This is a genomic window from Albibacillus kandeliae, from assembly GCF_003116585.1.
Taxonomy (GTDB): domain Bacteria; phylum Pseudomonadota; class Alphaproteobacteria; order Rhodobacterales; family Rhodobacteraceae; genus Albibacillus; species Albibacillus kandeliae.
Genome location: NZ_QEHM01000003.1, coordinates 953,022 through 976,775 on the forward strand (window position 1 = coordinate 953,022; position 23,754 = coordinate 976,775).

A 23,754-nucleotide genomic window follows, 5' to 3' on the forward strand; every position below is an offset into this window, starting at 1 on the left:
TCACCCTTGCCCCCGCCCGCGCCGGGCGGGCATCAAGGGGGCATGACAGGACCAGATGATTCCTTTGAGAAGGCCGCGCTGTCGCGCGGCTTTTTGCGTATCGCGGGTGTGGACGAGGTGGGCCGGGGCCCGCTGGCCGGCCCGGTGACTGCGGCGGCGGTCGTGCTGGACCTCACGCTCCCGCCGGTGGGGCTGAACGACTCCAAGAAGCTCACGGCGAAAGCCCGGGATCGTCTCGAGGCCGAGATCCTCGCCCGGGCCCAGGTCTCCATCGCCCATGCCAGCGTCGCCGAAATTGACGAGCTCAACATCTTGCGCGCCAGCCATCTCGCGATGGAGCGGGCGGTCGCCGCGCTCAACCCCGCCCCGGATTTCCTGCTGATCGACGGCAACCTGATTCCCCGTGGCCTGACCCTCCCCGCCGAGGCCGTGGTCAAGGGCGACGGGCGCTCGCTATCGATCGCGGCGGCGTCCATCGTCGCGAAACAATGCCGCGATCGGATCATGGTGGATTTGGCGCAACAGCACCCCGGCTACGGCTGGGAAACCAACGCCGGCTACCCGTCAAAAAGCCACAGGTTGGCGCTCCGAAATCTCGGTGTGACCCCACACCATAGGCGTTCGTTCAAACCTGTCCACAATATCTTGTATCAAGACAAATTGCCAAGTACTTGATTCAAAAAAGAAATTGACGGCGATTCGCCTTTGACTCATCTTTGTCCACAACCATGAGAGCGCAATAAGCGCCCCGGACAGAGGCAGAAGATGACGAAAACCAAGACACGGGGTGCTGCGGCGCTCCCGCTCAATACGATTTTGGACGGCGATTGCATCGAGGTGATGAACAGTCTCCCCGAGGCCTCGATCGACCTGATTTTCGCGGATCCCCCGTATAATCTTCAGCTCAAGGGCGACCTGCACCGTCCCGACAACTCCCACGTGGACGCGGTCGATGACCATTGGGACCAGTTCGACAGCTTTGCCGCCTATGACAAGTTCACCAACGACTGGCTGAAGGCGGCCCGCCGCCTGCTCAAGCCGAACGGTGCGATCTGGGTCATCGGCTCCTACCACAACATCTTCCGCGTCGGCGCGGCCCTGCAGAACAACGGCTACTGGCTGCTGAACGACGTGGTCTGGCGCAAGTCGAACCCGATGCCGAACTTCCGTGGCAAGCGGTTCACCAATGCGCACGAGACGATGATCTGGGCGTCCAAGGAAGAGGGTGCCAAGTACACCTTCAACTACGAGGCGCTGAAATCGCTGAACGAAGGCGTCCAGATGCGGTCCGACTGGGTCATCCCGATCTGCACCGGTCACGAGCGCCTCAAGGACGAGAACGGCGACAAGGCCCACCCGACCCAGAAACCCGAGGCGCTGCTGCACCGCGTGCTGGTCGGCTCGACCAACCCGGGTGACGTGATCCTCGACCCCTTCTTCGGCACCGGCACCACTGGCGCGGTCGCCAAGATGCTGGGCCGCGAGTTCATCGGCATCGAGCGCGAGGAAGCCTATCGCAAGGTCGCGTCCGAGCGGATCTCGCGGGTGCGCAAGTTCGACCGCGAAGCGCTGATGGTCACCGCCTCCAAGCGCGCCGAGCCGCGCGTGCCCTTCGGCCAGCTGGTCGAGCGCGGCATGCTGCGTCCGGGCGAGGCGCTCTACTCGCCGCGCGGCAAGATGGCAAAGGTACGGGCCGACGGCACGCTGGTCGGCGATGACGTCAAGGGCTCGATCCACCAGGTCGGGGCGCACATGGAAGGCGCGCCAAGCTGCAACGGCTGGACCTACTGGTGCTTCAAGCGCGACGGCAAGACGGTGCCGATCGACGTGCTGCGCCAGCAGATCCGCGCAGAGATGCAGAACTGATTTCAAACGATTTTCAAAGTTACCGCCGGTGCCTGTGGCCTGAGACACATGGCACTACACCTTGCCCCGCCGTCTGGCGGGGCTTTTTTTTGTGTAAACCGGGCCAAGCCTTCCTATCTTGGAACCGGCGGCACAGAGGAGGCGAGCCATGACAGATGCCACGACCGCGTTGAATGCTCCGAAGCCGCGGTTCAGCGACGCCGAGGTGCAGGCCGCCACCGAGGCCAACCGGCACACCGAGGCGGCGCTGGAACGGCACAAGCGCGAAGGCATGGACATGGCGGTCAAGGCGCGGTGGGTCGCCCTGGCGGTTGTCGGGGTGATGCTGCCGTTCCTCAATCCGCAGATCGAAATGCTCTACTACGAGGTCCTCCTCGTGGCGCTGGGCTTCGTTGGTTGGCTGCAGCGGCGGGTCGGGGTTGTCGGGCGCTCGCAGCTCGAATTCTTCGTGATGGCGCTCGATCTCCTGCTGATGGCCTTCATCCTGATCGTGCCCAACCCCTTCGCGTCCGAGCAATGGCCGACCGCGGTGAACTACCGGTTCGGGACCTTCACCTATTTCTACGTGGTGCTTGCAGCCGGTACGCTGACCTACTCGTGGCGGACCATCATGGCGATGGGTCACTGGGTGGCGACCATTTGGCTGCTGGGCGCCGTGGCGGTGTGGTACTTCGGCTATCGTGACCCGGCGCTGGGCGAGGCCGCGCAGACCGCTTTCGGCAGCGACCCGCAGCTGCTCAAACTGCTCGACCCCAATTCGGTGATGTTCGACATCCGGGTGCAGGAGCTCGTGGTTTTCGTTCTGGTCTCGCTGACGCTCGCGATGACGGTCCGCAGGTTCAACCGGCTGCTGATCGGCAACGCCGAACTGGAGCGGGAGCGCGAGAACCTGTCGCGCTACTTCTCGCCTAACGTGGTGGCGGAGCTGTCGCACAATGACGAACCGCTGAAACAGACCCGAACCCATGACGTTGCCGTGCTGTTCGTCGATATCGTCGGTTTTACCCGGTTTTCCGCCAACCGGGCGCCGGAGGATGTGATCGAGGTCTTGCGCGGCTTCCACGCGCGGATGGAGGCCGAGGTCTTCCGGTTCGGGGGGACGCTGGACAAGTACCTGGGCGATGGGCTGATGGCGACCTTCGGCACCCCGATGCCGGGCGAGACCGACGCGATCAACGCGCTGCGCTGTGCCCAGTCGATGCGCGCGACGCTGGCCGCCTGGAACGCCGAGCGGCGGCGGCTGGGACAGCCCGAGATCCAGGGCAGCTTCGGGCTGCATTTCGGATCGGTGGTTCTTGGCGACATCGGCGCCAACCGACTCGAATTCGCGGTGATCGGCAATACCGTCAACGTGGCGAGCCGGCTGGAGAAGCTGACGCGCGAGCTTTCGACGGAACTGGTTCTCAGCGACCACCTTTACCAGCAGGCGCAAGAGCAGGGCGACGTGGGTGAAACGGCGCTGGAGGGTCTGACACGCCAGGCGCCGCGCGAAATCCGTGGCCTCGACAAGCCTGTTGCGGTCTGGTCCCTGTCGCGGCTGCAATAGCGACCGCATGGCGTCAGTGCACGGGATCGAGGGCGCGTAGCACCTCCAGAATGACCTCTGGCGTAAAGTCACTCTTGTTGACCACGCGCGACACCCCTGCCAGCCGCGCCTTCTGCCACATGAAGGGCGAGGGCCAGTCCGACACGATGATCACCGGAATGTCCTTCCATTCCGGGTGCCGCGCGAGTTCGAGGACGAAATCCGCGCCCTTGCCATCAGGCAGGTTGTTGTCGAGCAGGATCAGGCTGACAGCGTGCAGTTCCAGCAAGTCGCGCGCATCCTCCAGCGTGGTGACCGCCGAGACCTGTTCCGGGTTCAGCGCCGTGGCGAGCACGCGCTGGATCATCCGCTGATCGAACAGGCTGTCCTCGATGATCAGCACGGAAACGGGCGGGGCGGGCGCGGCGCCGGTCGCCCGGCGCGCGGTCTCTGGAATGGCCTGTAAGGGAGCGGGCATGATGGGGCACCTTGCGAGTCCATGACGGACCCGAAGCCTAGCAGCCAGTCCTTAACAAACCGTTCCGCCGCTCAGCGAGGCATCGGCGTGGTGCCCTCGTTGTAGGGGTGCCAGTCGGTGATCTCGGGGTAGTACATGGCGCGCCACTTGCGCACGCGCGGGTTCATGCGGTGACGCCACATCTTGGGCAGCAGGGCCATGGTGGTCATCACGGCATAGCCATGCGGCAATTGCGGGGCCTCGTCCTCGGTGTAGTTCTGCAGCAGGGGAAACCGGCGGTTCGGCTTGTAGTGATGGTCGGAATGGCGCTGGAGGTTGATCAGCAGCCAGTTCGACGCTTTGTGCGCCGCATTCCACGAGTGGCGCGGCAGGACATGTTCGTATTTGCCCTCGCCCAGATGCTTGCGCGTCAGGCCGTAGTGTTCGACGTAGTTGACCAGTTCGAGGTGCCAGACCGCGACCAGCGCCTGCAGCAGGAAGAGGACAAGCCCGAGAAATCCGCCAAGAGCGATGGCCAGCAGCACCATCGCCGCCTGCAGGACCCAGTAGCGCCAGAACGGGTTCGATGAGTCGGTCCAGGGCAGGTCCTTCTTTGCCAGTTTCTCGCGTTCTGCGCGGAAGGCCGAGGGAGGACATTCGCGCAGCACCCGCAGGAAGAAAGCGTGGAAGTTCTCGTTGTAGCGTGCCGTGACCGGATCGCGCGGGGTGCCGACATAGCGGTGGTGCACCAGCAGGTGTTCGGACCGGAAGTGTGAGTAAAGGACCATTGCCAGCAAGATATCACCCAGCCAGCGTTCCACGCTGGATTTCTGGTGCATCAGTTCGTGGCTGTAGTTGATGCCGATGGTCCCGGTAACCACGCCAACGCCGAAGAACAGCCCGAACAGGGCCCAGCCGCTCAGATGATCGGAATGGGTGGAGTACCAGATCAGGCCGAACAGGCTGAGGAACTGCAGCGGCACCCAGGCCGGGGTCAGCAGGCGATACCAGTAGAGCGCGTCCTCGGGCGTATCGGGATCGGCGTTCTCGAGGTTCAGGCCGAGTGCGTTGTCGAGCAGGGTATAGGCGTTCCAGGTGACGATCGGGATCAGCAGCACCCACCAGCCTCCCATCCAGGCGCAGAACCAGCAGAGCGGGATGAGCAGGAAGGAAGAGGCGAAAGGCAGGACGCTTTGCCAGCGTGAGAGGCTTTCCGGCGCGATCATCGTTGTCTCCAGCGATCGGTTTGAACCCAGTCTACCTAAGAAAACCCGGTTAACTAAGACCTGCCACACCGTTCGCGCCCAAAGGTCGCGCCAAGTGGCAAAGTCACGCCAACGCTGAGCACCGCGCTATCGGTCGCGCCAGAGGTCGTAGGCCTTGCGCATCACCGTGGGCAGGTCGCTGGGGCGGAAATCGGCCTGATCGAGGAACTCCCCGGCGGCGGGTCTGCGGTCCATCGGCACGGTCGCATGAAATACGCGCAGCTTGAGGTGGAAATGGGTGAAGGTATGCCGGACCTCGCCGCCGAGCGTATGCCATTCGGCGCGGATCGGAGGCGTGTCGATGGGCGCATCGCCCCAGTCCGACCCGGGCCAGCCGAGCATGCCGCCCAGCAGCCCCTTGTCGGGTCGGCGTTCCAGCAACATGGCGCCATCGACGCGGCGGGCGATGTAGATCAGCCCGTGACGGACGGGCTTTGCCTTCTTCGGGGTCTTCTTCGGCAGCTCGGGCGCGGTCCCCTCCAGCCGTGCGCGGCAGGGGCTGCGCCACGGGCAGATGCCGCAGGCCGGGGACTTTGGGGTGCAGATCGTCGCGCCGAGGTCCATTACCGCTTGCGCGTAATCGCCGGGCCGCCGCGCCGGGGTCATCAGGGCGGTCAGTTCGGCCAGTTCCGGCTTGGCCGCAGGCAGTGGCGTGTGGATGTCGAAGAGCCGTGCCATCACCCGCTCGACGTTGCCGTCCATCACCGGTTCGGGACGGTCGAAGGCGATGGCAGCAATGGCAGCAGCGGTATAGGGCCCGATGCCGGGCAGCTTGAGCAACTCGGCGTGGGAATCGGGAAACACCCCGCCATATTCGCTTGCCACCGCGCGTGCACATTTCAGCAGGTTGCGCGCGCGGGCATAATAGCCAAGACCGGCCCATTCCCCCATCACGTCGCCGTCCGCGGCCTCGGCCAGCGCGGTCACCGTCGGCCAGCGCGTGGTGAAGTGATGGAAGTAGTCCTTGACCGCTGCGACCGTGGTTTGCTGCAGCATCACCTCGGACAGCCAGATGCGGTAGGGATCGGGCACCACCCCCTGCGCCCTGTCCTGCGGGCTGACCCGCCAAGGCAACACACGCGCATGCCGGTCGTACCAGTCCAGCAGCTCGGCGGCCCGTGCACCATTTGCTACGATCTCGTCACGCAATCTTTATGCCTCCGTGCTTGCGCTTTTGCTGGCGCCCCGTCATCTGCTCTCTACAATAGGGCAGACCAGCACGGAACCCACGGACATGGCCCAGAGACCTTCGACGACCTACGGTTTCAAGCGAACCGTCAACGTCCTCGGCGACCAGATCCGCCGCGCCGGCGAAAGCCGGGGGTTCGCGGTGTCGCGGGTCCTGACCCATTGGGCCGAGATCGTCGGAACCGATCTGGCCGCCATCGCCCGGCCGGTCGACGTGAGCTATGGGCGGGGTGGGTTCGGCGCGACGCTGACGGTGCTGACCACCGGACCGCAGGCGCCGATGCTGGAAATGCAGAAGGAAAAGCTGCGCGAGAAGGTGAATGCCGTCTACGGCTACAACGCCATCGCGCGGGTGCGGATCACCCAGACGGCCCCCACCGGGTTCTCCGAGGGTCAGGCCCGCTTTGCACCACAGCCGCCGCGCCCCGAGCCAAAGCCGGACGCGCGGGCCGAGGCCGATGTCCGCGCCAGTGTCGAGCCGGTGCAGGATGCCGACCTCCGGGCGGCACTTGAACGTCTGGGCCGCAACGTATTAAGCAAACCAAAACGCTGAGAAAGGGAAGCAATGACCCGTGTTTATGCACTTATCGGTGCAGCATTCGTTATCGCCGTCGGAGGATATTTCGCGCTCGGGCCTTCCGAGCCCGGCACCACGGCGATCTCTCCGCTGGTCAGTGCCGCAATTGCCCAGGAAGCCTCGGCCGAGGTCGACACCTCGTCGGTCGTCGAGATGACGCTGGGGGCCGAGGACGCGCCGATCACCATGATCGAATACGCCTCCTTCACCTGCCCGCACTGCGCCGCGTTCAGCCAGGGCCCCTACAAGGAAATCAAGAAGAACTATATCGACACCGGCAAGGTCAAACTGATCTACCGCGATGTCTACTTCGACCGTTTCGGCCTCTGGGCGTCGATGGTGGCACGCTGCGGCGGACCCGAGAAGTTCTTTGGCATCGCCGACCTGATCTACAAGGACCAGGCCGAGTGGTCCCGCGCGGGTGAACCGGCGGCCATCGTCGATGCGCTGAAGAAGATCGGCCGTCTGGCCGGGATCGACGGCGACGCGCTCGAAGCATGCCTGCAGGACGAGACCCAGGCCAAGACGCTGGTCGCCTGGTACCAGAAGAACGCCGAGGCCGACGGGATCAACGCGACCCCGAGCTTCATCATCAATGGCCAGAAGGTTTCGAACCAGTCCTACGAGGACTTCGCCAAGTTCCTCGACGGAGAACTGGCCAAGTGACGAAGTCTGCACCGCTGGCCGGTCTGAAGGTCGTTGAACTGGCCCGTATCCTGGCCGGCCCCTGGGCCGGTCAGACCCTCGCCGATCTGGGCGCGGAGGTGATCAAGGTGGAGTCGCCTAAGGGCGACGACACCCGCGCCTGGGGCCCGCCCTTCATCACCCGCGACGAGGACGTGACCGCGTCCTATTTCCATTCGGCGAACCGGGGCAAAGCCTCGATCACCGTGGATTTCTCGACCACCGAGGGGCAGGAGCGCATCCGCGAGCTTGTGAAGGATGCCGATATCCTGATCGAGAACTTCAAGGTCGGCGGGCTGGCAAAGTACGGATTGGCCTACGAGGACCTGTCCAAGCTGAACCCTCGGCTGATCTATTGCTCGGTCACCGGTTTCGGTCAGGATGGGCCCTACTCGCACCGCGCGGGCTATGATTTCATCATCCAGGGCATGTCCGGGCTGATGTCGATCACCGGCGCGCCCGAGGGGCAGCCGCAGAAGGCCGGCGTCGCGATCACCGACATCTTCACCGGGGTCTACTCGGTCGCCGGTATCCTCGCCGCGCTGCACCAGCGCAACACCACGGGCAAGGGTCAGCACATCGACATGGCGCTGCTCGACGTGGCCGTCGCGGTCACCGCCAATCAGGCGATGAACTACCTCACCACCGGCGTGGCGCCGGGGCGCATGGGCAATGCCCACATGAACCTCACGCCCTACGAGGTGTTCGATTGCGCCGACGGGTTCATCATCATCGCCACGGGCAACGACGGCCAGTACCAGCGCCTCTGCGGCCTGCTGGGGCTGGACGACATGGCGCAGGCGCCCGAGTACCTGCACAACAAGGACCGCATCGCCAACCGGCGCACCATGATCGCCCGCCTGAACGGGGCGACGGCGGGCTGGAGCAAGGACGACCTGCTGAAGGCCTGCGAGGGTCAGGGCGTTCCCGCCGGGCCGATCAACGACCTCTCCGAGGTCATGGCCGATCCGCAGGTGGTGGCCCGCGGCATGCAGATCGAGCTCGACGGCGTACCGGGCGTGCGGACACCGATCCGTTTCTCGGATGCGGACCTCGCGCTGACCCGCCCCGCGCCCAAGCTGGGGCAGGACAACTAGACCCCGCGCAGGGTCAGGAAAAGAGGCCGTCGCCCGGATCGGGCGCGGCCTCGTTCGTTTCGTAAAAGCCGAAGCTGTCCGCGCCGGGGGCCGGGGCGTCGAACTCGATTTTCTCGTAGTTCAGCGAAATCTCCTCGATCGGAACGGCATTCCCGCTCCGTGGCGCGAACTTGAAATCGTCGCTCCCGGTCTTGGTGTCACCGGCGATGAAATGATAATTCCCGTATAGCTCTTCGGTCGGCATCTCGGTCTCCCATTCTGCATCGGATGCAGTAAGGATGCGCCGCCGGATCGGTTTGGTCAGTAACGCCGATCACACTAGGCCGGAGGGGCCACGCTGCGCAGCCGCTCGGCGAGGGCCTCACCCTCTCGGACCTGCAGGCGAACGGGCAGGGTTATCACCTTCATCCGAAATGCCTCGGGCAGGCGCACCGCGTCCTTCTCGGTGGTGACCAACTGGGCGCCGAGCATCTGCGCCTCGCGTTCCAGCCGGGTCAGCAGAGCGGGGGTGAGAAGCTGGTGGTCGTCCAGCGCCTCGGCCCGCACGATCTCGGCCCCAAGGTCGCGCAGGGTGGCAAAGAACTTGCCCGGCCGCCCGATCCCGGCAAAGGCGAGAACGCGGGACGACGACCAGTCCATGCCCGTCTGCAGCGGCTCGAGCGCGGCGCTGAACCGGGGCAGGGCAATGCTCTGACCCCAGCGCGCGGAGAACTCCGCCTGCGCCGCTTCTGGCCCGATGGACAGGACGACGTCGGCGCGGGCCAAACCGGCTGCGACTGGTTCGCGCAATGGGCCGGCCGGCAAGCAGCGCCCGTTGCCGAACCCTGTCACCGCGTCGACCACGATGATCGACAGGTCCTTGGCGAGCGAGGGGTTCTGGAACCCGTCGTCGAGGATGATCACGCTTGCGCCACCCTCCGCGGCCGCCTGGGCCCCGGCGGCGCGGTCGCGGGCCACCCAGACCTCGCCGAAGGCGGCCAGCAGCAGGGGTTCGTCCCCGGTCTCGGCCGCCGTGTGACGGGCGGGCTCGACCCGGACGGGGCCTTCCAGCGTGCCGCCGTAACCCCGGCTGACCACGTGGGGCTCGTGCCCCATGTTGCGCAGTGTCTCCAGCAGCCAGATCGCGGTCGGTGTCTTGCCGGTGCCGCCCGCGTTCAGGTTGCCGACGCAGATTACCGGCACATCGACGCGGGCCCCCTCCTGCGACCGCACCCGCCGCGCCGTGGTCGCGGCATAAAGCGCGCCGAGCGGCGACAGCAGCCGGGCCTGCCAGCCGGGCCGTTCAGGCGGATTGGACCAGAAGTCAGGAGCGCGCATGAGCGGCCCTCCTTTGGTCCAGCGCATCCTGCACCATGTCGACCAACCTATCCGCGAGGTCGGCGCCCTCGGTCGCGACCTCCCACCCGGCAAGCGCCATGGTCGCCGCCCGGTCCGGCGCGACCAGTTCGGCCACCGCGATGCCGAGGCTGGCGCCATCGTTGACCTGTACGGCCGCCCCCGCGGCCTCGAGCCGCGCATAGGTGTCGGCAAAGCGTTCGTGGTGCGGGCCGGACACCAGCGCCGAGCCAAGCGCGGCCGCCTCCAGCGGGCTCGTGCCCCCGATCCCCGGCACCAGCGACCCGGCTAGGAATGTCAGCGGCGCGACCCGGTACCAGAGCCCGAGGTCGTCCTCTCCCCCGCCCAGCACCACCTGGATATTGTCGTCGATCCGGTCGCCGCCATCACGGTTCAGCCAGCGCAGCTGGCATTCGGCGATCTGTTCGGCCAGCCCCTCGCGATCGGCCGGATCGTCCAGCACAATGACCAGCAGCAGGCGGTGCGACAGCCGCAGCGCGATGCGATGCGCGGTCAGGACTTGGTCGATCTCGTCGCGCCGCACCCGCGCCGCCAGCCAGACTGGGCGCCCGTTGAGGTCGCCCATAACCGAGGCGAGTTCCTCGTCCGAACAGGGCGGCGGCGTCGCCCCCATCCGCAACCGGGCGGCTACCGATATCTTGTGCGCCGAGACCCCCATGCGGCGCAGCACCCGGGCCGCGGCTTCGCTGTTGGTCTGGATGGTGTCGAAGAATTCGAGGCTGCGCCGGGTCAGGTCGGGAATCCAGCTGTGGCGCCCCTTCTGCAGGTCGATGCTGCCGAGATCGGTGAGGATCATCGGCGTCTTGCGTTCCGAGGCCGCGCTGACATGGTTCACAAGGATCGGCGCCCCGGCCCAGAGGCACACGTCGGGGGACCATTGCAGCAGGAACCGGCGGGCGTCGTTCGGGTGGTCCGAGGACAGCCCGATCACGAGGATGTCGTCACCGGAAAAGATGCAGTTCTCGGCCTCAAGGATCGACCCGTCGTAGGTGATCAGCGCATGGAGCCCGGGCCGCAGCCCGGCGAGCCGTCGCGCGATGTCGCAGAGCGCGGAAAAGCGGACCGAGTCGGTCGCATGGCACCAGACCAGCTCGCCCTCGGGGCGGGGCGGCAGGTCGCCGGCGGGCGCGGCACCGTGCCGCCGGGACAGGGCGCGATAGGCCGCAAGGCTGAGCGAGCGGCCCAAGGATTACTCCAGTTCTTCGGTCGCAGAGGCCTGGGTTTCTTCGTCGCGCAGACGATGCAGGTGAGCGATGAAGTAGCGCATATGCGCGTTGTCGACGGTCCGCTGCGCCTCGGCCTTCCATGCCGCGTAGGCGGAATCGTAGTTGGGAAACATGCCGACGATGTGGATGTCGTCCACGTTCTTGAACTGGTTCTTCTGGGGGTCGACGAGTTCGCCCCCGAACACGAGATGCAGTCTCTGAACCATCTGGTTATCCTTTGAATGGGCGGCGTTGGAGTGAGGGCGACCCTAAGGAATTGCCCCGGAGTTTCAAGCGGAACAGGCCGTTCAGGCCGCCGGTCACGCCGGTTTCAGGGCCTGTGCGAGCTGGGCGTGGATGGCGCCCCCCGCGGCGATGACGCCGTTCTGGGTCGGATGCGGATTGTTGTAGCGCAGCGGTGCGCCTAGGCGGTCGGTGCAGAGCGCACCCGCCTCGCGCAGGATCAGGTCACCGGCGGCGATGTCCCACTCCCAGCAGGGCCTGATGGTCAGCATCCCGTCGAACCGCCCCTCCGCGACCAGCGCCATGCGATAGGCAAGCGACGGGCGATAGGCGAGGTGAAAGGGCGGGGTCTCGTCGCGCCAGTGGCTTCCGTTCAGGACCGGCTTGGCGGCAAGGATGTGCGCCCGGGTCAGCTCGGCAAGGTCCGTCGGCCGGATCGGCGCGCCGTTGAGATAGGCGCCCTGCCCGAGGGCCGCGCTATAGAGCAACCCGCGACGGGGCAGGTACACCACACCCGCCGTCACGCGACCCTCTTCCGCAATGGCGAGGGCATGCGCCCAGCTGTCGGCTCCGTCAACGAAGCTGCGGGTGCCGTCGATCGGGTCGATGATGAAGACGCGCTCGTGGGCCAGCCGGTCGGCGGAATCCTCGGTTTCCTCCGACAGCCAGCCATAATCGGGACGCGCGGCGCGCAGGCGCTGCTCCAGCATCTCGTTGACGGCCATGTCAGCCTCGGTCACCGGGCCGAGCCCGCCGGGCTTGTCCCAGCTGCGGGCCGCGCCCTTGGCATAGGACATGGCGATGTCGCCCGCCGCCCGTGCGGCTTCGATCAGCAGGGGGAGGTCAGTTGCCGGCAAGCGTCATTCCTTCGACCATCAGCGAGGGCACCACGCGCGACAGCCACGTGCGGGCATCGTTGGCCGGGACGATCCGGCGCAGCATGTCGATCAGGTTGCCAGCGATGGTGCATTCGTTGACCGGGTAGGTGATCTCGCCGTTCTCGATCCAGTACCCGGCGGCCCCGCGCGAGTAGTCGCCGGTGTTCGGGTTGATGGTGCTGCCGATCATCGAGGTTACCAGCAGCCCGGTGCCCATCTCGCGGATCAGGTCCTCGCGGCTCTGCGTGCCCTGCGTCAGTTCAAGGTTCCAATTGGCGGGCGAGGGCAGCGAGGCCGCGCCGCGCGCGGCGTTCCCGGTCGAACTCAGCCCCAGCTTGCGGGCGCTGGCAAGGTCGAGCGTCCAGCCCGTCAACACGCCGTTCTCGATGATGGCGCGCCGTTGGGTCGGCAGGCCCTCGCCGTCGAAGGGGCGCGACCCGTTTGCCCGGGGGCGGAACGGATCCTCGATCAGGGAGATGTGGTCGGGCAGGACGGCCTCGCCCAGCCGGTCTTTCAGAAAGGACGATCCCCGCGCCACCGCGGCCCCGTTGCTGGCCCCCAGCAGGTGACCGATCAGCGAGGAGGAGACCCGTTCGTCGAACAGCACCGGGTAGCTCCCGGTCTTGGGTTTGCGTGCACCGATGCGCTCGACAGCGCGTTCACCGGCCAGCGTCCCGATCTCGCCCGGCGTGCGCAGGTCGGACTGAAACGTGCGGGAATCGCCGTCGTAGTCGCGCTCCATCCCGGTGCCGGTTCCGGCAATGGCGACGCAGGAGGTAGACCGGTGCGTGCGTTCGTAGCCACCAGAGAACCCGTTGGTCGCGGCCATGTGGATCGCATGAGCGCTGTAGGCAGCGCTAGCCCCCTGAACCTGGGTCACACCCTCGATTGCCAGCGCGGCGGCCTCGGCCTCCAGCGCATCGCGTTCCAGTGCGGCGGGTTCGGGTTCGGCGGTCGGGTCGTGCAGTTCCAGCGCGGCAAGGTCCCATCCCTGAGCAAGCTGCGTGCTGTCGGCGAGGCCGGTATAGGGATCCTCCGGCGCTTCGCGGGCCATCGCGACGGCCCGTTCCGCCATCTCGGCAATGGTCGCCGCCGAGGTGTCCGAGGTCGAGACGAGAGCCTGCCGCTTGCCAAGGAAGACCCGAAGCCCGAGGTCGGTGCCTTCCGAGCGCTCGGCGTGTTCGAGGGTGCCCGCGCGCACGTCGATCGACAGGGAGGTGCCGCCGACCACCACTGCGTCCGCCGCATCGGCGCCCGCCTTCTTCGCGGCGTCCAGCAGCATCTGGCTCAGGTTTTCAAGCGCCTGCGTCATGCATCCCTCCATCGGTTGTGCCATTTCGGCAGTGCCCCCCGAGGTAGCCCCGGCGGCGTCCCCTCGCAAGACCCCAATGCAAAAGGGCCGCCCGTGGGGCGGCCCTCGCTGACTGGTTCGGTGCGGGATCGGTTACTTGATCCGCTGACCGTTCGCGGTGACGTGACCCTCGGCGTTGATCTCGATGGTCGAGTTGATGGTGTCGGGCTCGGAGCCCGGCACGCCGAACATGCCCATCATCATCCGCGCGCCCATCGCGTCCTGATCAGAGACAAAGCCCATCTGGATCAGCTTGTCGATCAGGGTGTTCGCCCCGGCGAGTTGCAGGTTCAGCTTGCCCTCGGGACGCGGCACGCCGCCAAAGCTCTCGAGGTCGCTGTTGTCGAAGGTGAACGCGCCGTCGCCGCTCAGGCGGGCGCCGACCATGGACAGCAGCAGCTTGTTGATGTTGAGCGCGTGCAGTTCGCCCGGGGGCGTGTCGGACATCGCCATCGCCTCGGCCTGTTCCGGGTCGAAGATGTTCACGTCGACCTTGGCCTTGCCGTCAACATCCAGTTCCAGGGTCGCGGGATCATGCGGAAGGGTGCCGGTGGGATCGAAGAGGCCCCAGACCATTTCCGAAACGGCAAGTTCGCCCAGCGTCAGGCCAAAGGCAAAGTCCTGCGGTTCCTCGGACTGGGCAAAGGGGACATCCAGCTTGAAGCCGGTATAGCCAAAGCTGACATCGACCGGGAAGGGGAGCTGGTCCGTCGTGGTGTGCAGGGTGCTGGCCTTGCCCGACGCGACGTAGGAGAGGTGTTCGCCGTCCATCATGGCGGTGAGTTCGCCGCCGTCGCTGGTCAGCTCGCTGGCAAAGCCAGAGCCATCTGCCTTGCCGCCGAGCGAGGCGGTGGCCTTGTCGTAACTGAAAGTGCCCGAGCCCTTCATGCCCGAGGCAAGCATCCCGGTCAGGTCCGTGGGATCCATCTGCTTGGGCAGGGTGCTGGACCCGGTTCCCGCGAGGCCGGCAATATTGGCGCGCAGGTTGCCGTTGTTGCCCGACTCCGGCTCGATGAACGAGAAGTTCACGTCCAGCGACTGCATGGAGTAATCCTGTTCGACGTCGCGCATCGACCCGACCTTCATGTCGGAGATGCCCTTGCCGCCGCGACCGATCACCTCGAACACAAAGTCGCCCTTCGGCGCCTCGCCGTCGATGACGAGATTGGCCAGCGCAAGGTTCACCATGTCGAAGCTGTATTCATAGTGAAGGTTCATCGGGTCGCCGGATACCGTGGCAATCAGTCCGTCGTGCGTCGCTTCCAGGACGCCCTCGCCACTGCCGGCTTCGGGATCGGAGAAGGAAAAGCTGATCCGGTGCGGGTTGGGGAAAACGATGTTGACGGTGCCGTCAGAGTTCTCGCGGAGCGAAATGCTCTCGATGACGCCGCTGCCGGTTCCCGTCTCCTGCGGCATGGCGAGCTTCACCTCAATATCGCTCAGGGTGAGCGTGTCGCCGGACATGTTCTCCTTGGCGGTGATATCGTACCCCATTCCCGAGAGGTAGCTCTTCCAGTCGGCCCATACATCCTGGGCCATGAGGTCCGCCGAGGCGGTCTGTGCCATGAAAATGAACGCCAGGGCCGTCGTGGCCCGGCGGGTGAAATGAACTGTCATAATCGTACCCTTTCTCTCCAAATCCCGCGTCATGGTCGGCTGCGGGTTGCGCCCCGTCAAGTGGCGTATCCTGACCGTTGTGTGAAATCAATCTAAGCCTACCCCGCCGGGGTGGACCGGCGCGGCCTCGCGGATTAACACGGAGGCACAAAGCGCGGAGGACTGGCCAGAATGATTGACGTGACCAAGGAAAACGGCCTCTGGACCGTCACCCTGAACCGGCCGGACAAGGCGAACTCGCTGACCACCGCCATGCTGACCGAACTGGCCGATATCGCCGAAGCCGCGCGCGAGGCGCGGGGCTTCATCCTGACAGGGACCGGCAAGGTCTTCAGCGCAGGGGCCGACCTCGCCGAAGTCGAGGGCGGCGACATCGCGACCTCGCCCGAGTGGGAGCGGCTGTCGGGAGCGATTGCCGCGCTGCCATGCCTCAGCGTGGCGGCGCTGAACGGAACGCTAGCGGGGGGCGCGATGGGCATGGCGCTGGCCTGCGACCTGCGCATCGCCGTGCCCGCCGCGAATTTCTTCTACCCGGCGCTCAAGCGCGGGGTGCTGCCCCAGCCGTCGGACCCCATGCGCATGGCCGCGCTGATCGGACCGGCGCGGGCCAAGCTGATCCTGATGGCCGGGCAGAAGATCACCAGCGAAGAGGCTCTGGCCTTCGGGCTGATCGACCGGATCGTCCCGGGAGAAGAGCTTATGACGGTCGCGCGCACCCTGCTGCAGGACACGCTCGGCGCCGATCCCGCCCTCGTGGCCGGAGTATCGGCGCTCTGTTCCTGAGCGCCCCTAGCTGTCGCCAGTGATCCACGCCCGGGCCTCGGGCAGTTCGGCAAGGTTGAAGGTGCGCAGCCGCGTGGTCAGCAGCGCGCCCGCGGCCTTGGACAGTGGTCCGATCCACCCGATGTCAGAGACCACGGCGACATGGCTGATGTGCCGGATATTCTTCATATCGAACTTCAGGCCGGGCAGGAGGACGCTCGGATCGAAGCCCTCGAAGGTCTCGATCACCTCGACCAGGCGAATGGTGCCGTGGGCATCGATGAACTGCTGCAACCGGTCGACGACACTGTCGTAGTCGTCGCGTGTGACGCGGCCGTTGACGGTGAGCTCAACCGTGCCGCTGCGGGGATCTTCCGTGTAACCGATGGACATGGGTCCGTCCTCCTCTGATCTCGCGCGCAATCAGGATCTAGGAAGGCCCGCCGTACCGTTCAATGAGGCGCGCTGTCAGGGCCGCCGCTTGCCCGGGATCTTCGAGCGGAATCCCGGCGGGCGGCGCGCGACCCAGCGGATGAACTTCCCCAGCCTCGGGTGACCGCGCAGTGCCTCGATGGTGGCAAAGTCTCGCGCGATTTCGGTCTCGCTCAGCGTCGCGTGGATCTCGCGATGGCAGATGTCATGCAGCAGCACAGTCTCGCCGCCCTTGCCACCGCGCAGCTTGGGCACGAGGTGATGCCGGCTCTGTGCAACGTCCGGCGGGATGGGTCGGCCGCAGAGCGGGCAGATGGGTGTCTCGGACATGCGGCTTGATCCCGTTCGGAGCAAAGGGCAAATGTGACGTCCATGCAGGACAAGACAACCCCAGCTTACGATACCGAGAGTTTCGACGCCGTCGTGGTGGGCGGCGGCCCGGCGGGGCTGATGGCCGCCGAGGTGCTTTCGGCGGCTGGGCATTCGGTGCTGGTGGCCGAGCAAAAACCCTCCCTCGCGCGCAAGTTCCTGATGGCCGGGAAATCGGGTCTGAACCTCACCAAGTCGGAAGAGCCGGAGCGGTTCCTTACCTCTTACGGAGAGGCCGCGAGGTGGCTGAAGCCGATGATCGCCGAATTCGGTCAGCAGGAGGTCATGGCCTGGGCAGAGGGTCTGGGCGCCGACCTGTTCACCGGCTCGACCGGGCGGGTGTTCCCAAGGGTGATGAAGGCGTCGCCCCTGTTGCGCGCGTGGCTCGGGCGGCTGGATGCGGCAGGCGTGGTCGTGCGGACGCGCTGGCGCTGGACCGGGTGGGAGGGTGACGCCCTTGTCTTCGAAACACCGGAGCAGGTCCGGCGCGTGGTGTCGCGGGTGACCTTGCTGGCGCTGGGCGGGGCGAGCTGGCGGCGGCTGGGGTCGGACGGGCTCTGGGCCGGGACGCTCTCCGAGGTCGGTGTCGCGCTGGCGGACTTCGCGCCCTCCAACGCCGGGATTGCGCTCGACTGGTCGCCGCACATGGCGCCCCATCTGGGTCAGCCGCTGAAAGGCGTGGCATTTCACGCAGGAACAATCGTTTCACGGGGCGAGGCCGTGATCTCGGCCCGGGGGCTCGAGGGCGGCGGGGTCTACCCCCTGACCCCGGCGCTGCGGGCGGGTGCTGCGTTGAGGATCGACTTGATGCCCGATGTGCCACTGGCCGACGTCACGGCGCGGCTTAGCCGGCCTCGTGGCAAGGCGAGCCTCTCGAACCACTTGCGCAAGGTGCTGAAGCTACCCGCCGCCCAACTCGCCCTGCTCAACGAGTTTGCCCGCCCGCTGCCGCAGGACCCCGGGGCGCTCGCTGCGCTGGTCAAGGCCCTGCCGGTGCCGATCAATGGTCTCCGTCCGATGGACGAGGCCATATCGACAGCCGGTGGCGTGCTCCGTTCGGGGCTAGACGACACCCTTATGCTGAAGCAGCGGGCAGGGGTGTTCTGTGCGGGCGAGATGCTGGATTGGGAGGCCCCGACCGGGGGTTACCTGCTGACGGCCTGTCTCGCTACCGGACGCCGGGCCGGGCAGGGCGCGCTGCGCTACCTGTCAGACCAGGGCTGAACGAGACCGATCACTCGTCCTCGAAGGGATCCCATTCATCCTCGACCTCGGGCAAGGCCTCGGTCTGGGCGCTGGCCGCGATCTGTTCGGGCGTGCGGATGTCCGTGATCCGGGCCTTGGGAAACTTGGCAAGCACCGCCATAACCATCGGATGCTCCGACGCCTTCTCGCGCAGGGCATTCTCTGCCGCGTCGCGCACCTCGGCCACGGTCGGCGCGCCACCGGTGCTGGTGACGCTGACGGCCCAGCGGTTCCCGGTCCAGCGCTGCAGCGCAGAGCCGAGCCGCTGAGCAAGATCGCCGGCAGCATTCTCGGCGGGCGAGAACTCGATGCGGCCGGGGCTGTAGCTGACCAGCCGCAATCCGGTTTCCACCTCGACCAGCAGCTTCACGTCCCGGTTGGTCCGGATCAGTTCGAGCACATGTTCGAAGCTGGGAAAACGGGCCAGCGAGCTGTCCACCGCGAGCGCCTGCGCCGGTTGCGAGCCATAGCCACCGCCACCGCCCCCCGTCCGTTGGGGCGCTACAATGGCGCTGGCACCATTGCTCGTGACCCCGGCGGAATGACCGCCGCCACCACCGCCGCTCGGCGGCATCGGGGGCGGGGTGGTGTTGGAGAGCTTCTTGACCAGTTCCTCCGGGCTCGGCAGGTCGGCGACATGGGTCAGACGGATCACCGCCATCTCGGCCGCCATCATGGAGTTCGGCGCGGCAGCGACTTCTTCCATCGCCTTCAGCAGCATCTGCCACATGCGGGAAAGCACCCGCATCGGCAGGTTGGTCGCCATCTCGGAGCCGCGCGTGCGCTCATCGGGCGAAATCGTCGGATCCTCGGCGGCATCCGGCGTGATCTTGACCACCGATACCCAGTGCGTGATTTCGGCCAGATCGCGCAGCACCGCCATCGGGTCCGCGCCTTCGGCATATTGCGAGCCGAGCTCGGTCAGGGCGGCGGCGGCATCGCCCCGCAGGATCATGTCCATCAGGTCGAGCACGCGGCCCCGGTCGGCGAGGCCCAGCATCGCGCGGACCTGATCGGCGGTGGTCTCGCCCGCGCCGTGGCTGATCGCCTGGTCGAGCAGCGAGGTGGCGTCGCGCGCCGACCCTTCCGCCGCGCGGGTGATCAGCGCCAGCGCGTCATCGGCGATTTCGGCGCCCTCGGAGGTCGCGATCTTGCGCAGCAGCTTGATCATCACCTCCGGCTCGATCCGCCGCAGGTCGAAGCGCTGACAGCGCGACAGCACGGTAACGGGTACCTTGCGGATCTCGGTGGTGGCAAAGATGAACTTCACGTGCTCCGGCGGCTCTTCCAGCGTCTTCAACAACGCATTGAAGGCATTGGTCGACAGCATGTGCACTTCGTCGATGATGTAGATTTTGTAGCGGGCCGAAGCCGCGCGATAGCGCACCGAGTCGATGATCTCGCGGATGTCGCCCACACCGGTGCGCGAGGCGGCGTCCATCTCCATCACGTCGACGTGGCGACCTTCCATGATCGCCGTGCAATGTTCGCAGACGCCGCAGGGCTCGGTCGTGGGGCCGCCATTCCCGTCGGGGCCGATGCAGTTCATGCCCTTGGCGATGATCCGCGCCGTCGTCGTCTTACCCGTCCCGCGGATACCGGTCATGATGAAGGCCTGCGCGATCCGGTCGGCGGCAAAGGCGTTCTTGAGCGTGCGCACCATGGCGTCCTGGCCAACGAGATCGGCAAAAGTCTCGGGCCGGTACTTGCGGGCGAGAACGCGATATTGAGAGGGCGCTTGGTCGGACATGCGGGCCTTTGCGAATGTTCGGATTCGGGAGCGGACCGGCGCAGGTTAGAACGGCTGGTCGGCAAGGTCCACCAAAGCCGGGGCGGCAAAGCCCCGCCGTTACGGTTCAGGACTCCGCGCTCGGACAATTGCGGGAACAAATCATATCAAATTGATGTTAATCTGGATCGGAGAGGTCTGAGATCAGGGGGCGAGTCATGCGGTTGCGAGGGGTAAGGTCCAGCCGGAACGTGGAAGATCGGCGTGGGATGACGACGCGCGGCGGCGCTATGGGCGGCATCGGGCTGGTCGGCGTGCTGCTGATTCTCGGCATCAGCTACTTCACCGGGGTCGATCTGACACCGATTCTGGAAGAGCAGACGCAGACGGTTTCGACCGAGCCGCGCGACATCAGCCCGGAGGAAGAACAGGCCGCGCAATTCGCTTCGCAGGTGCTCGCAACGACCGAAGAGGTCTGGACACAGGTCTTTTCCCAACAGACCGACGGTTCCTACACGCCGCCGCAGCTGGTGCTGTTCTCGGACGTGACGCAAAGCCCCTGCGGCGGGGCCTCGGGCGCGACAGGGCCCTTCTACTGCCCGATGGACCAGAAGGCCTATCTCGACCTCGCCTTCTTCAACACCCTCTCGCAGCGCCTCGGGGCGCATGGCGATTTCGCGGCGGCCTATGTGATCGCACACGAGGTCGCGCACCACGTCCAGAACCAGCTTGGCATCCTGCCGCAGGTCGACCAGATGCGGCAGCAATCCAACCGCGTCGATGGCAATGCGCTGACCGTACGGCTCGAGCTGCAGGCCGATTGCTTTGCTGGCATCTGGGCCTCGCATATCGATGGGCTGATGGAGGAAGGCGACCTCGACGAGGCGCTGAACGCCGCGCGCCAGATTGGCGACGACAAGCTTCAGCGCGATGCGGGCCGGGTGCCGCAGCCGCACACCTTTACCCACGGCACCTCGGAACAACGATCGCGCTGGTTCCGCACCGGTTACGAGGCCGGAGACCTGAACGCCTGCGACACCTTCGGCGCCCGCCAGCTCTGAGGGTCAGGCAAACAGGAAGTCCGACCGCGCGAGGTCGTCGGCGTCGACTCCCTGCAGCAGGATCGTCACGTCGTCGAACGAGACCCGAACGTCATCGCCGTGCGAGGTGATGCTGAGATCGCGGAACGCATCCGCACCGCTGGTGATGCGGATCAGGTCGAGCCCGATCTGAAAATCCGTTACGGTATCGTCGCCGTCCCCGGAGCCGAAGACGAAGACATCCGCGCCGCGCCCGCCGGTCAGGATGTCGTTGCCGCGCTGGCCGATCAGAACGTCATGTCCCGCGCCACCGTTCAACAGGTCGCCATGACGGCCGCCCTGCAACACGTCGTTGCCGCCGCCGCCCGACAGCGTGTCGCTGCCGTTGCCGCCCAGCAGCGTGTCATGCCCTGCGCCACCATCAAGCGAATCCGCGCCCTTGCCGCCCTTCAGCGTATCGGCCCCGTCACCGCCCGCCAGTTGGTCGCGCCCCAAGCCGCCCAGCAGCGTGTCGTTGCCGCCGCGGCCCATGATGATGTCATCGCCGCCCAGCCCGTCGATCCGGTCGCGCCCCGAGGTTCCGCGCAGGGTGTCGTCGCCCTCGGTTGCGCCGAAGGGGTTGGGGGCCGGGTTTTCGGGGTAGTCCGCGACGACAGAGACCTTTCTGAGCGTGACCTCGGTCGAATAGGGCTTGTAGCCGTCCGTCGGTTCCTTCTCCGTCAGGTAGGGCACCTCGTTGGTCAGGACGTATTCCCAATCATCCTGCGACACGAGGATGGACTCGAGCGTTCCGTCTCCGTCCACATCGACCATGCCCTCGTAGATCATGGTCTCGGCATTCTCGTAGCTGATGACGCTGCCGCTGGCATTGGCCTCGGCCAGGATCACCGTCTCGCCGACCGAGAAGGTGGTGCCGACATCGTCGCTCTCGATCAGCGCCCAGGTGACATAGGGGTTCCACGGCTGCTTGTCCGAGGTCAGCTTGAACGTCGGGCGGCGATCGTCATAGCCCGTCTGGAGCGTGCTGACGAAATTGTCGAACAGGCTGTATCCATAGGTCACGTGCGTGTCTCCGTTGCCTGTCCGGCAGATAGGCCGGACCTGGGCGACCTCCATAGTATCCGGCAGAGAGCCTTGGGGACACAGGATTTTTCGTGCCTGCGCAGCGCCCTAGGCTGGCACCGGCAGGGTGCGCAGAACGTCCGAGTCACTGCGGCTGCGCGCGAGCGTCCAGCCCCCTTCCAGCAGCATGAACAGGTGCTCGGCCTTCTGCCGGGCTGCATCCGGTGTCGCGCCAAGCCTTTGGGCGTGATGTTCCAATTCCGCGATCCAGCCTTCGAACAGGTGGTTGGTGAGCGCGCGGAACGCCTCGTTGTCGGGCCCGTCGAACAGGGCGCCCGACACCGGGCAGCTGCCCCATTCGCCCGACATGTCCGACAGCTTGGCGAGCTTGTGGCACAGGGTGCGCGCCCCTTCGCCAAAGCTGGTCGCAGGTTCGAAGGAGGCCGCGATCGTGCGCAGCATTCCGTCCGAGGCCCAGTTCGCAGCGGCGCGGGCAAGGTCCGCCTTGCCCTCCGGAAAATGGTGATAGAGCGAGCCCTTGGGCGCACCCGCCTTCTGCAGAATCTCGGCGACGCCGACACCGCTGTAACCGCGCAGCCGGAACAGCTCGGAGGCGGTGCGGATCAGGCGTTCCTTGGTGGATTGCGGGCGTTCGTTCATGGAACAGTCTTGACACGATTAGACCGATTGGTCCAGTGTCCGGACTAGACCGAACGGTCCAGACCCGAGGTGTGACACCATGCTCGATATGAAACCCGCGCCGGATGGCGTTCAGACCGAGATTACCTTTGCCTCTGGCGAGGCCGAGTTGAGCGGAACCCTGTTCCTGCCCCCGGCCGCTGCAGAGGTGCCCCCGCGCGCGGCCGTGGTGTTGAACAGCGCAACCGCGATCCCACAGGGCTACTACCGTCATTTCGCAGCCTGGCTCGCGCGCGAGCAGGGCATCGCCTGCCTGACCTACGATTACCGCGATTTCGGGCGCTCGGCGCGGGCGCATCCTCGTGGTTCCTCGGCGACGATGGCGGATTGGGGCGTGCTCGATCAGCCTGCCGCGCGGGCCGAGATGCGGCGGCGGCTGCCGGGCGTGCCGCTCTGGGTGATCGGCCATTCGCTGGGCGGCATGGTCCTCCCCCTGCAGGAGGGAACTGACGACATCGAGCGGGTGATCTGTGTCGCCTCCGGCATGGTCAACGTGCGTGACCACCCCTGGCCCTATCAGGGCCTCGCGCGGACCTTCTGGTTCGGTCACGTCCCGGTGGTGGTCCGCACTCTCGGCTACCTGCCGGGCTGGCTCTCGGGTTTCGGCGTGGACCTGCCTGGCCCGGTCTACTGGCAATGGCGGAAATGGTGCACCGCCCGCGAGTTCTATCGCCCCGAGATCGGGGTGACCCTGCCCCCGGCGCAGTGGCGGCAGGGCGGCAACCGGGTCGAGATGATCGCCCTCAGCGACGATCAGGTCTGCCCCGAGATCAGCGTGCACCGGCTCGCCAGCCTCTTCGGCCCGGGCGAGGCCGAGGTCCGCGTTCTGGCCCCAGCCGAGGCCGGGCTGGAGAGCGTCGGCCACCTCGGCGCATTCACGCGTCAGAACGCCGCCATCTGGCCGCTGCTGATCCGGGATCGCTAGTTCTAGGGAGATCTTCGCCACCGGCCCGCGCCGGTTTGGCTAAGTGAGAGGCTGGACATCGACCCAAGCGGGGCTCGTTGTGGCTGCTTCCTTCCGGACCTGACCAGGTTGGCGAGGCGCTTGCCCGCGCCAACCTCTCGAAGGCCGATATAGGCGGGCGGTCGCGGATTCGCAACCCGGGC

The 23,754-nt window shown here is 66.2% G+C and carries 25 protein-coding genes and 1 other RNA gene; 10 read left to right on the forward strand and 16 right to left on the reverse strand.

Going from position 1 to position 23,754, the window contains the following annotated elements:
- Positions 1–42 precede the first annotated feature (42 nt).
- From DDT93_RS10420 to DDT93_RS10430, 3 genes are all read left to right on the forward strand, one after another.
- Positions 43–675: a ribonuclease HII gene (locus tag DDT93_RS10420; RefSeq protein WP_109465721.1), complete on the forward strand. Its 633-nt coding sequence runs from the start codon at positions 43–45 to the stop codon at positions 673–675.
- Between the two features lie 90 nt (positions 676–765).
- On the forward strand, positions 766–1,866 hold the full coding sequence (locus DDT93_RS10425) for a site-specific DNA-methyltransferase (protein ID WP_109465722.1): 1,101 nt from the start codon (positions 766–768) through the stop codon (positions 1,864–1,866).
- A gap of 148 nt (positions 1,867–2,014) precedes the next feature.
- The gene (locus tag DDT93_RS10430) at positions 2,015–3,412 is read left to right on the forward strand and encodes an adenylate/guanylate cyclase domain-containing protein (RefSeq protein ID WP_109465723.1); all 1,398 of its coding nucleotides are present in this window, start codon (positions 2,015–2,017) and stop codon (positions 3,410–3,412) included.
- A gap of 13 nt (positions 3,413–3,425) precedes the next feature.
- Here DDT93_RS10430 and DDT93_RS10435 read toward each other — a convergent pair whose 3' ends face one another.
- The 3 genes from DDT93_RS10435 to mutY all read right to left on the reverse strand — a co-directional run bounded on the left by DDT93_RS10435 (position 3,426) and on the right by mutY (position 6,262).
- Positions 3,426–3,869, reverse strand: coding sequence for a response regulator (locus DDT93_RS10435; protein WP_109465724.1), 444 nt, complete (start codon positions 3,867–3,869; stop codon positions 3,426–3,428).
- Between the two features lie 71 nt (positions 3,870–3,940).
- Positions 3,941–5,074, reverse strand: coding sequence for an alkane 1-monooxygenase (locus tag DDT93_RS10440; RefSeq protein ID WP_109465725.1), 1,134 nt, complete (start codon positions 5,072–5,074; stop codon positions 3,941–3,943).
- Between the two features lie 126 nt (positions 5,075–5,200).
- On the reverse strand, positions 5,201–6,262 hold the full coding sequence (gene mutY / locus DDT93_RS10445) for an A/G-specific adenine glycosylase (RefSeq protein ID WP_232825415.1): 1,062 nt from the start codon (positions 6,260–6,262) through the stop codon (positions 5,201–5,203).
- Between the two features lie 85 nt (positions 6,263–6,347).
- On the opposite strand from mutY, the gene DDT93_RS10450 reads away from it, so the two are divergent.
- From DDT93_RS10450 to DDT93_RS10460, 3 genes are read left to right on the forward strand one after another with little or no spacing between them, the layout of a single operon-like run.
- Positions 6,348–6,854, forward strand: coding sequence for a DUF721 domain-containing protein (locus tag DDT93_RS10450; protein WP_109465726.1), 507 nt, complete (start codon positions 6,348–6,350; stop codon positions 6,852–6,854).
- A 12-nt stretch (positions 6,855–6,866) separates the two neighbouring features.
- A complete protein-coding gene (locus tag DDT93_RS10455) occupies positions 6,867–7,544 on the forward strand; it encodes a DsbA family protein (protein ID WP_109465727.1) in 678 nt (225 codons plus the stop codon).
- Positions 7,541–8,659, forward strand: coding sequence for a CaiB/BaiF CoA transferase family protein (locus DDT93_RS10460; RefSeq protein ID WP_232825416.1), 1,119 nt, complete (start codon positions 7,541–7,543; stop codon positions 8,657–8,659). The genes DDT93_RS10455 and DDT93_RS10460 overlap by 4 nt, the downstream gene beginning before the upstream one ends.
- 13 nt (positions 8,660–8,672) lie before the next feature.
- Here DDT93_RS10460 and DDT93_RS10465 read toward each other — a convergent pair whose 3' ends face one another.
- The 7 genes from DDT93_RS10465 to DDT93_RS10495 form a co-directional block, all read right to left on the reverse strand.
- Positions 8,673–8,903: a hypothetical protein gene (locus DDT93_RS10465; protein WP_109465728.1), complete on the reverse strand. Its 231-nt coding sequence runs from the start codon at positions 8,901–8,903 to the stop codon at positions 8,673–8,675.
- Between the two features lie 74 nt (positions 8,904–8,977).
- The gene (gene lpxK, locus DDT93_RS10470; protein WP_109465729.1) at positions 8,978–9,976 is read right to left on the reverse strand and encodes a tetraacyldisaccharide 4'-kinase; all 999 of its coding nucleotides are present in this window, start codon (positions 9,974–9,976) and stop codon (positions 8,978–8,980) included.
- A complete protein-coding gene (locus tag DDT93_RS10475) occupies positions 9,963–11,201 on the reverse strand; it encodes a 3-deoxy-D-manno-octulosonic acid transferase (RefSeq protein ID WP_109465730.1) in 1,239 nt (412 codons plus the stop codon). Before DDT93_RS10475 ends, lpxK begins: the two co-directional genes overlap by 14 nt.
- Positions 11,202–11,204: 3 nt before the next feature.
- The gene (locus DDT93_RS10480) at positions 11,205–11,447 is read right to left on the reverse strand and encodes a DUF4170 domain-containing protein (RefSeq protein WP_109465731.1); all 243 of its coding nucleotides are present in this window, start codon (positions 11,445–11,447) and stop codon (positions 11,205–11,207) included.
- Positions 11,448–11,540: 93 nt separating this feature from the next.
- Positions 11,541–12,320 carry a 3'(2'),5'-bisphosphate nucleotidase CysQ gene (locus tag DDT93_RS10485; RefSeq protein WP_109465732.1) on the reverse strand — a complete coding sequence of 260 codons (780 nt, stop codon included), beginning with the start codon at positions 12,318–12,320 and terminating at the stop codon, positions 11,541–11,543.
- Positions 12,307–13,653: a TldD/PmbA family protein gene (locus tag DDT93_RS10490; RefSeq protein WP_109465733.1), complete on the reverse strand. Its 1,347-nt coding sequence runs from the start codon at positions 13,651–13,653 to the stop codon at positions 12,307–12,309. Before DDT93_RS10490 ends, DDT93_RS10485 begins: the two co-directional genes overlap by 14 nt.
- Before the next feature lie 132 nt (positions 13,654–13,785).
- A complete protein-coding gene (locus DDT93_RS10495) occupies positions 13,786–15,309 on the reverse strand; it encodes a DUF2125 domain-containing protein (RefSeq protein WP_157960137.1) in 1,524 nt (507 codons plus the stop codon).
- A gap of 171 nt (positions 15,310–15,480) precedes the next feature.
- On the opposite strand from DDT93_RS10495, the gene DDT93_RS10500 reads away from it, so the two are divergent.
- Positions 15,481–16,092, forward strand: a complete 612-nt coding sequence (locus DDT93_RS10500; RefSeq protein ID WP_109465735.1) for an enoyl-CoA hydratase/isomerase family protein — start codon at positions 15,481–15,483, stop codon at positions 16,090–16,092.
- 6 nt (positions 16,093–16,098) lie between these two features.
- Here the strand turns inward: DDT93_RS10500 and DDT93_RS10505 are convergent, their stop codons facing one another.
- Positions 16,099–16,464, reverse strand: coding sequence for a SpoIIAA family protein (locus DDT93_RS10505; RefSeq protein ID WP_109465736.1), 366 nt, complete (start codon positions 16,462–16,464; stop codon positions 16,099–16,101).
- A 75-nt stretch (positions 16,465–16,539) separates the two neighbouring features.
- Entirely contained in the window at positions 16,540–16,833 is a 294-nt protein-coding gene (locus DDT93_RS10510; protein WP_109465737.1) for an HNH endonuclease family protein, read from the reverse strand.
- Between the two features lie 42 nt (positions 16,834–16,875).
- On the opposite strand from DDT93_RS10510, the gene DDT93_RS10515 reads away from it, so the two are divergent.
- Positions 16,876–18,096 carry a TIGR03862 family flavoprotein gene (locus DDT93_RS10515; RefSeq protein WP_109465738.1) on the forward strand — a complete coding sequence of 407 codons (1,221 nt, stop codon included), beginning with the start codon at positions 16,876–16,878 and terminating at the stop codon, positions 18,094–18,096.
- A 10-nt stretch (positions 18,097–18,106) separates the two neighbouring features.
- Here DDT93_RS10515 and DDT93_RS10520 read toward each other — a convergent pair whose 3' ends face one another.
- A complete protein-coding gene (locus tag DDT93_RS10520) occupies positions 18,107–19,867 on the reverse strand; it encodes a DNA polymerase III subunit gamma/tau (RefSeq protein ID WP_109465739.1) in 1,761 nt (586 codons plus the stop codon).
- 197 nt (positions 19,868–20,064) lie between these two features.
- On the opposite strand from DDT93_RS10520, the gene ypfJ reads away from it, so the two are divergent.
- Complete coding sequence (gene ypfJ / locus DDT93_RS10525; RefSeq protein WP_109465740.1) at positions 20,065–20,907, forward strand: KPN_02809 family neutral zinc metallopeptidase; 843 nt, start codon at positions 20,065–20,067, stop codon at positions 20,905–20,907.
- A gap of 3 nt (positions 20,908–20,910) precedes the next feature.
- Here ypfJ and DDT93_RS10530 read toward each other — a convergent pair whose 3' ends face one another.
- A complete protein-coding gene (locus DDT93_RS10530; RefSeq protein WP_198654816.1) occupies positions 20,911–21,948 on the reverse strand; it encodes a calcium-binding protein in 1,038 nt (345 codons plus the stop codon).
- Between the two features lie 108 nt (positions 21,949–22,056).
- Entirely contained in the window at positions 22,057–22,608 is a 552-nt protein-coding gene (locus DDT93_RS10535) for a TetR/AcrR family transcriptional regulator (protein WP_109465742.1), read from the reverse strand.
- A 79-nt stretch (positions 22,609–22,687) separates the two neighbouring features.
- Between DDT93_RS10535 and DDT93_RS10540 the strand changes: the two genes are divergently transcribed.
- On the forward strand, positions 22,688–23,572 hold the full coding sequence (locus DDT93_RS10540; RefSeq protein ID WP_109465743.1) for an alpha/beta hydrolase family protein: 885 nt from the start codon (positions 22,688–22,690) through the stop codon (positions 23,570–23,572).
- A 41-nt stretch (positions 23,573–23,613) separates the two neighbouring features.
- On the opposite strand, the gene ffs is transcribed toward DDT93_RS10540, so the two are convergent.
- Positions 23,614–23,712: signal recognition particle sRNA small type (gene ffs / locus DDT93_RS10545), an RNA gene on the reverse strand.
- Between the last annotated feature and the right edge of the window lie 42 nt (positions 23,713–23,754).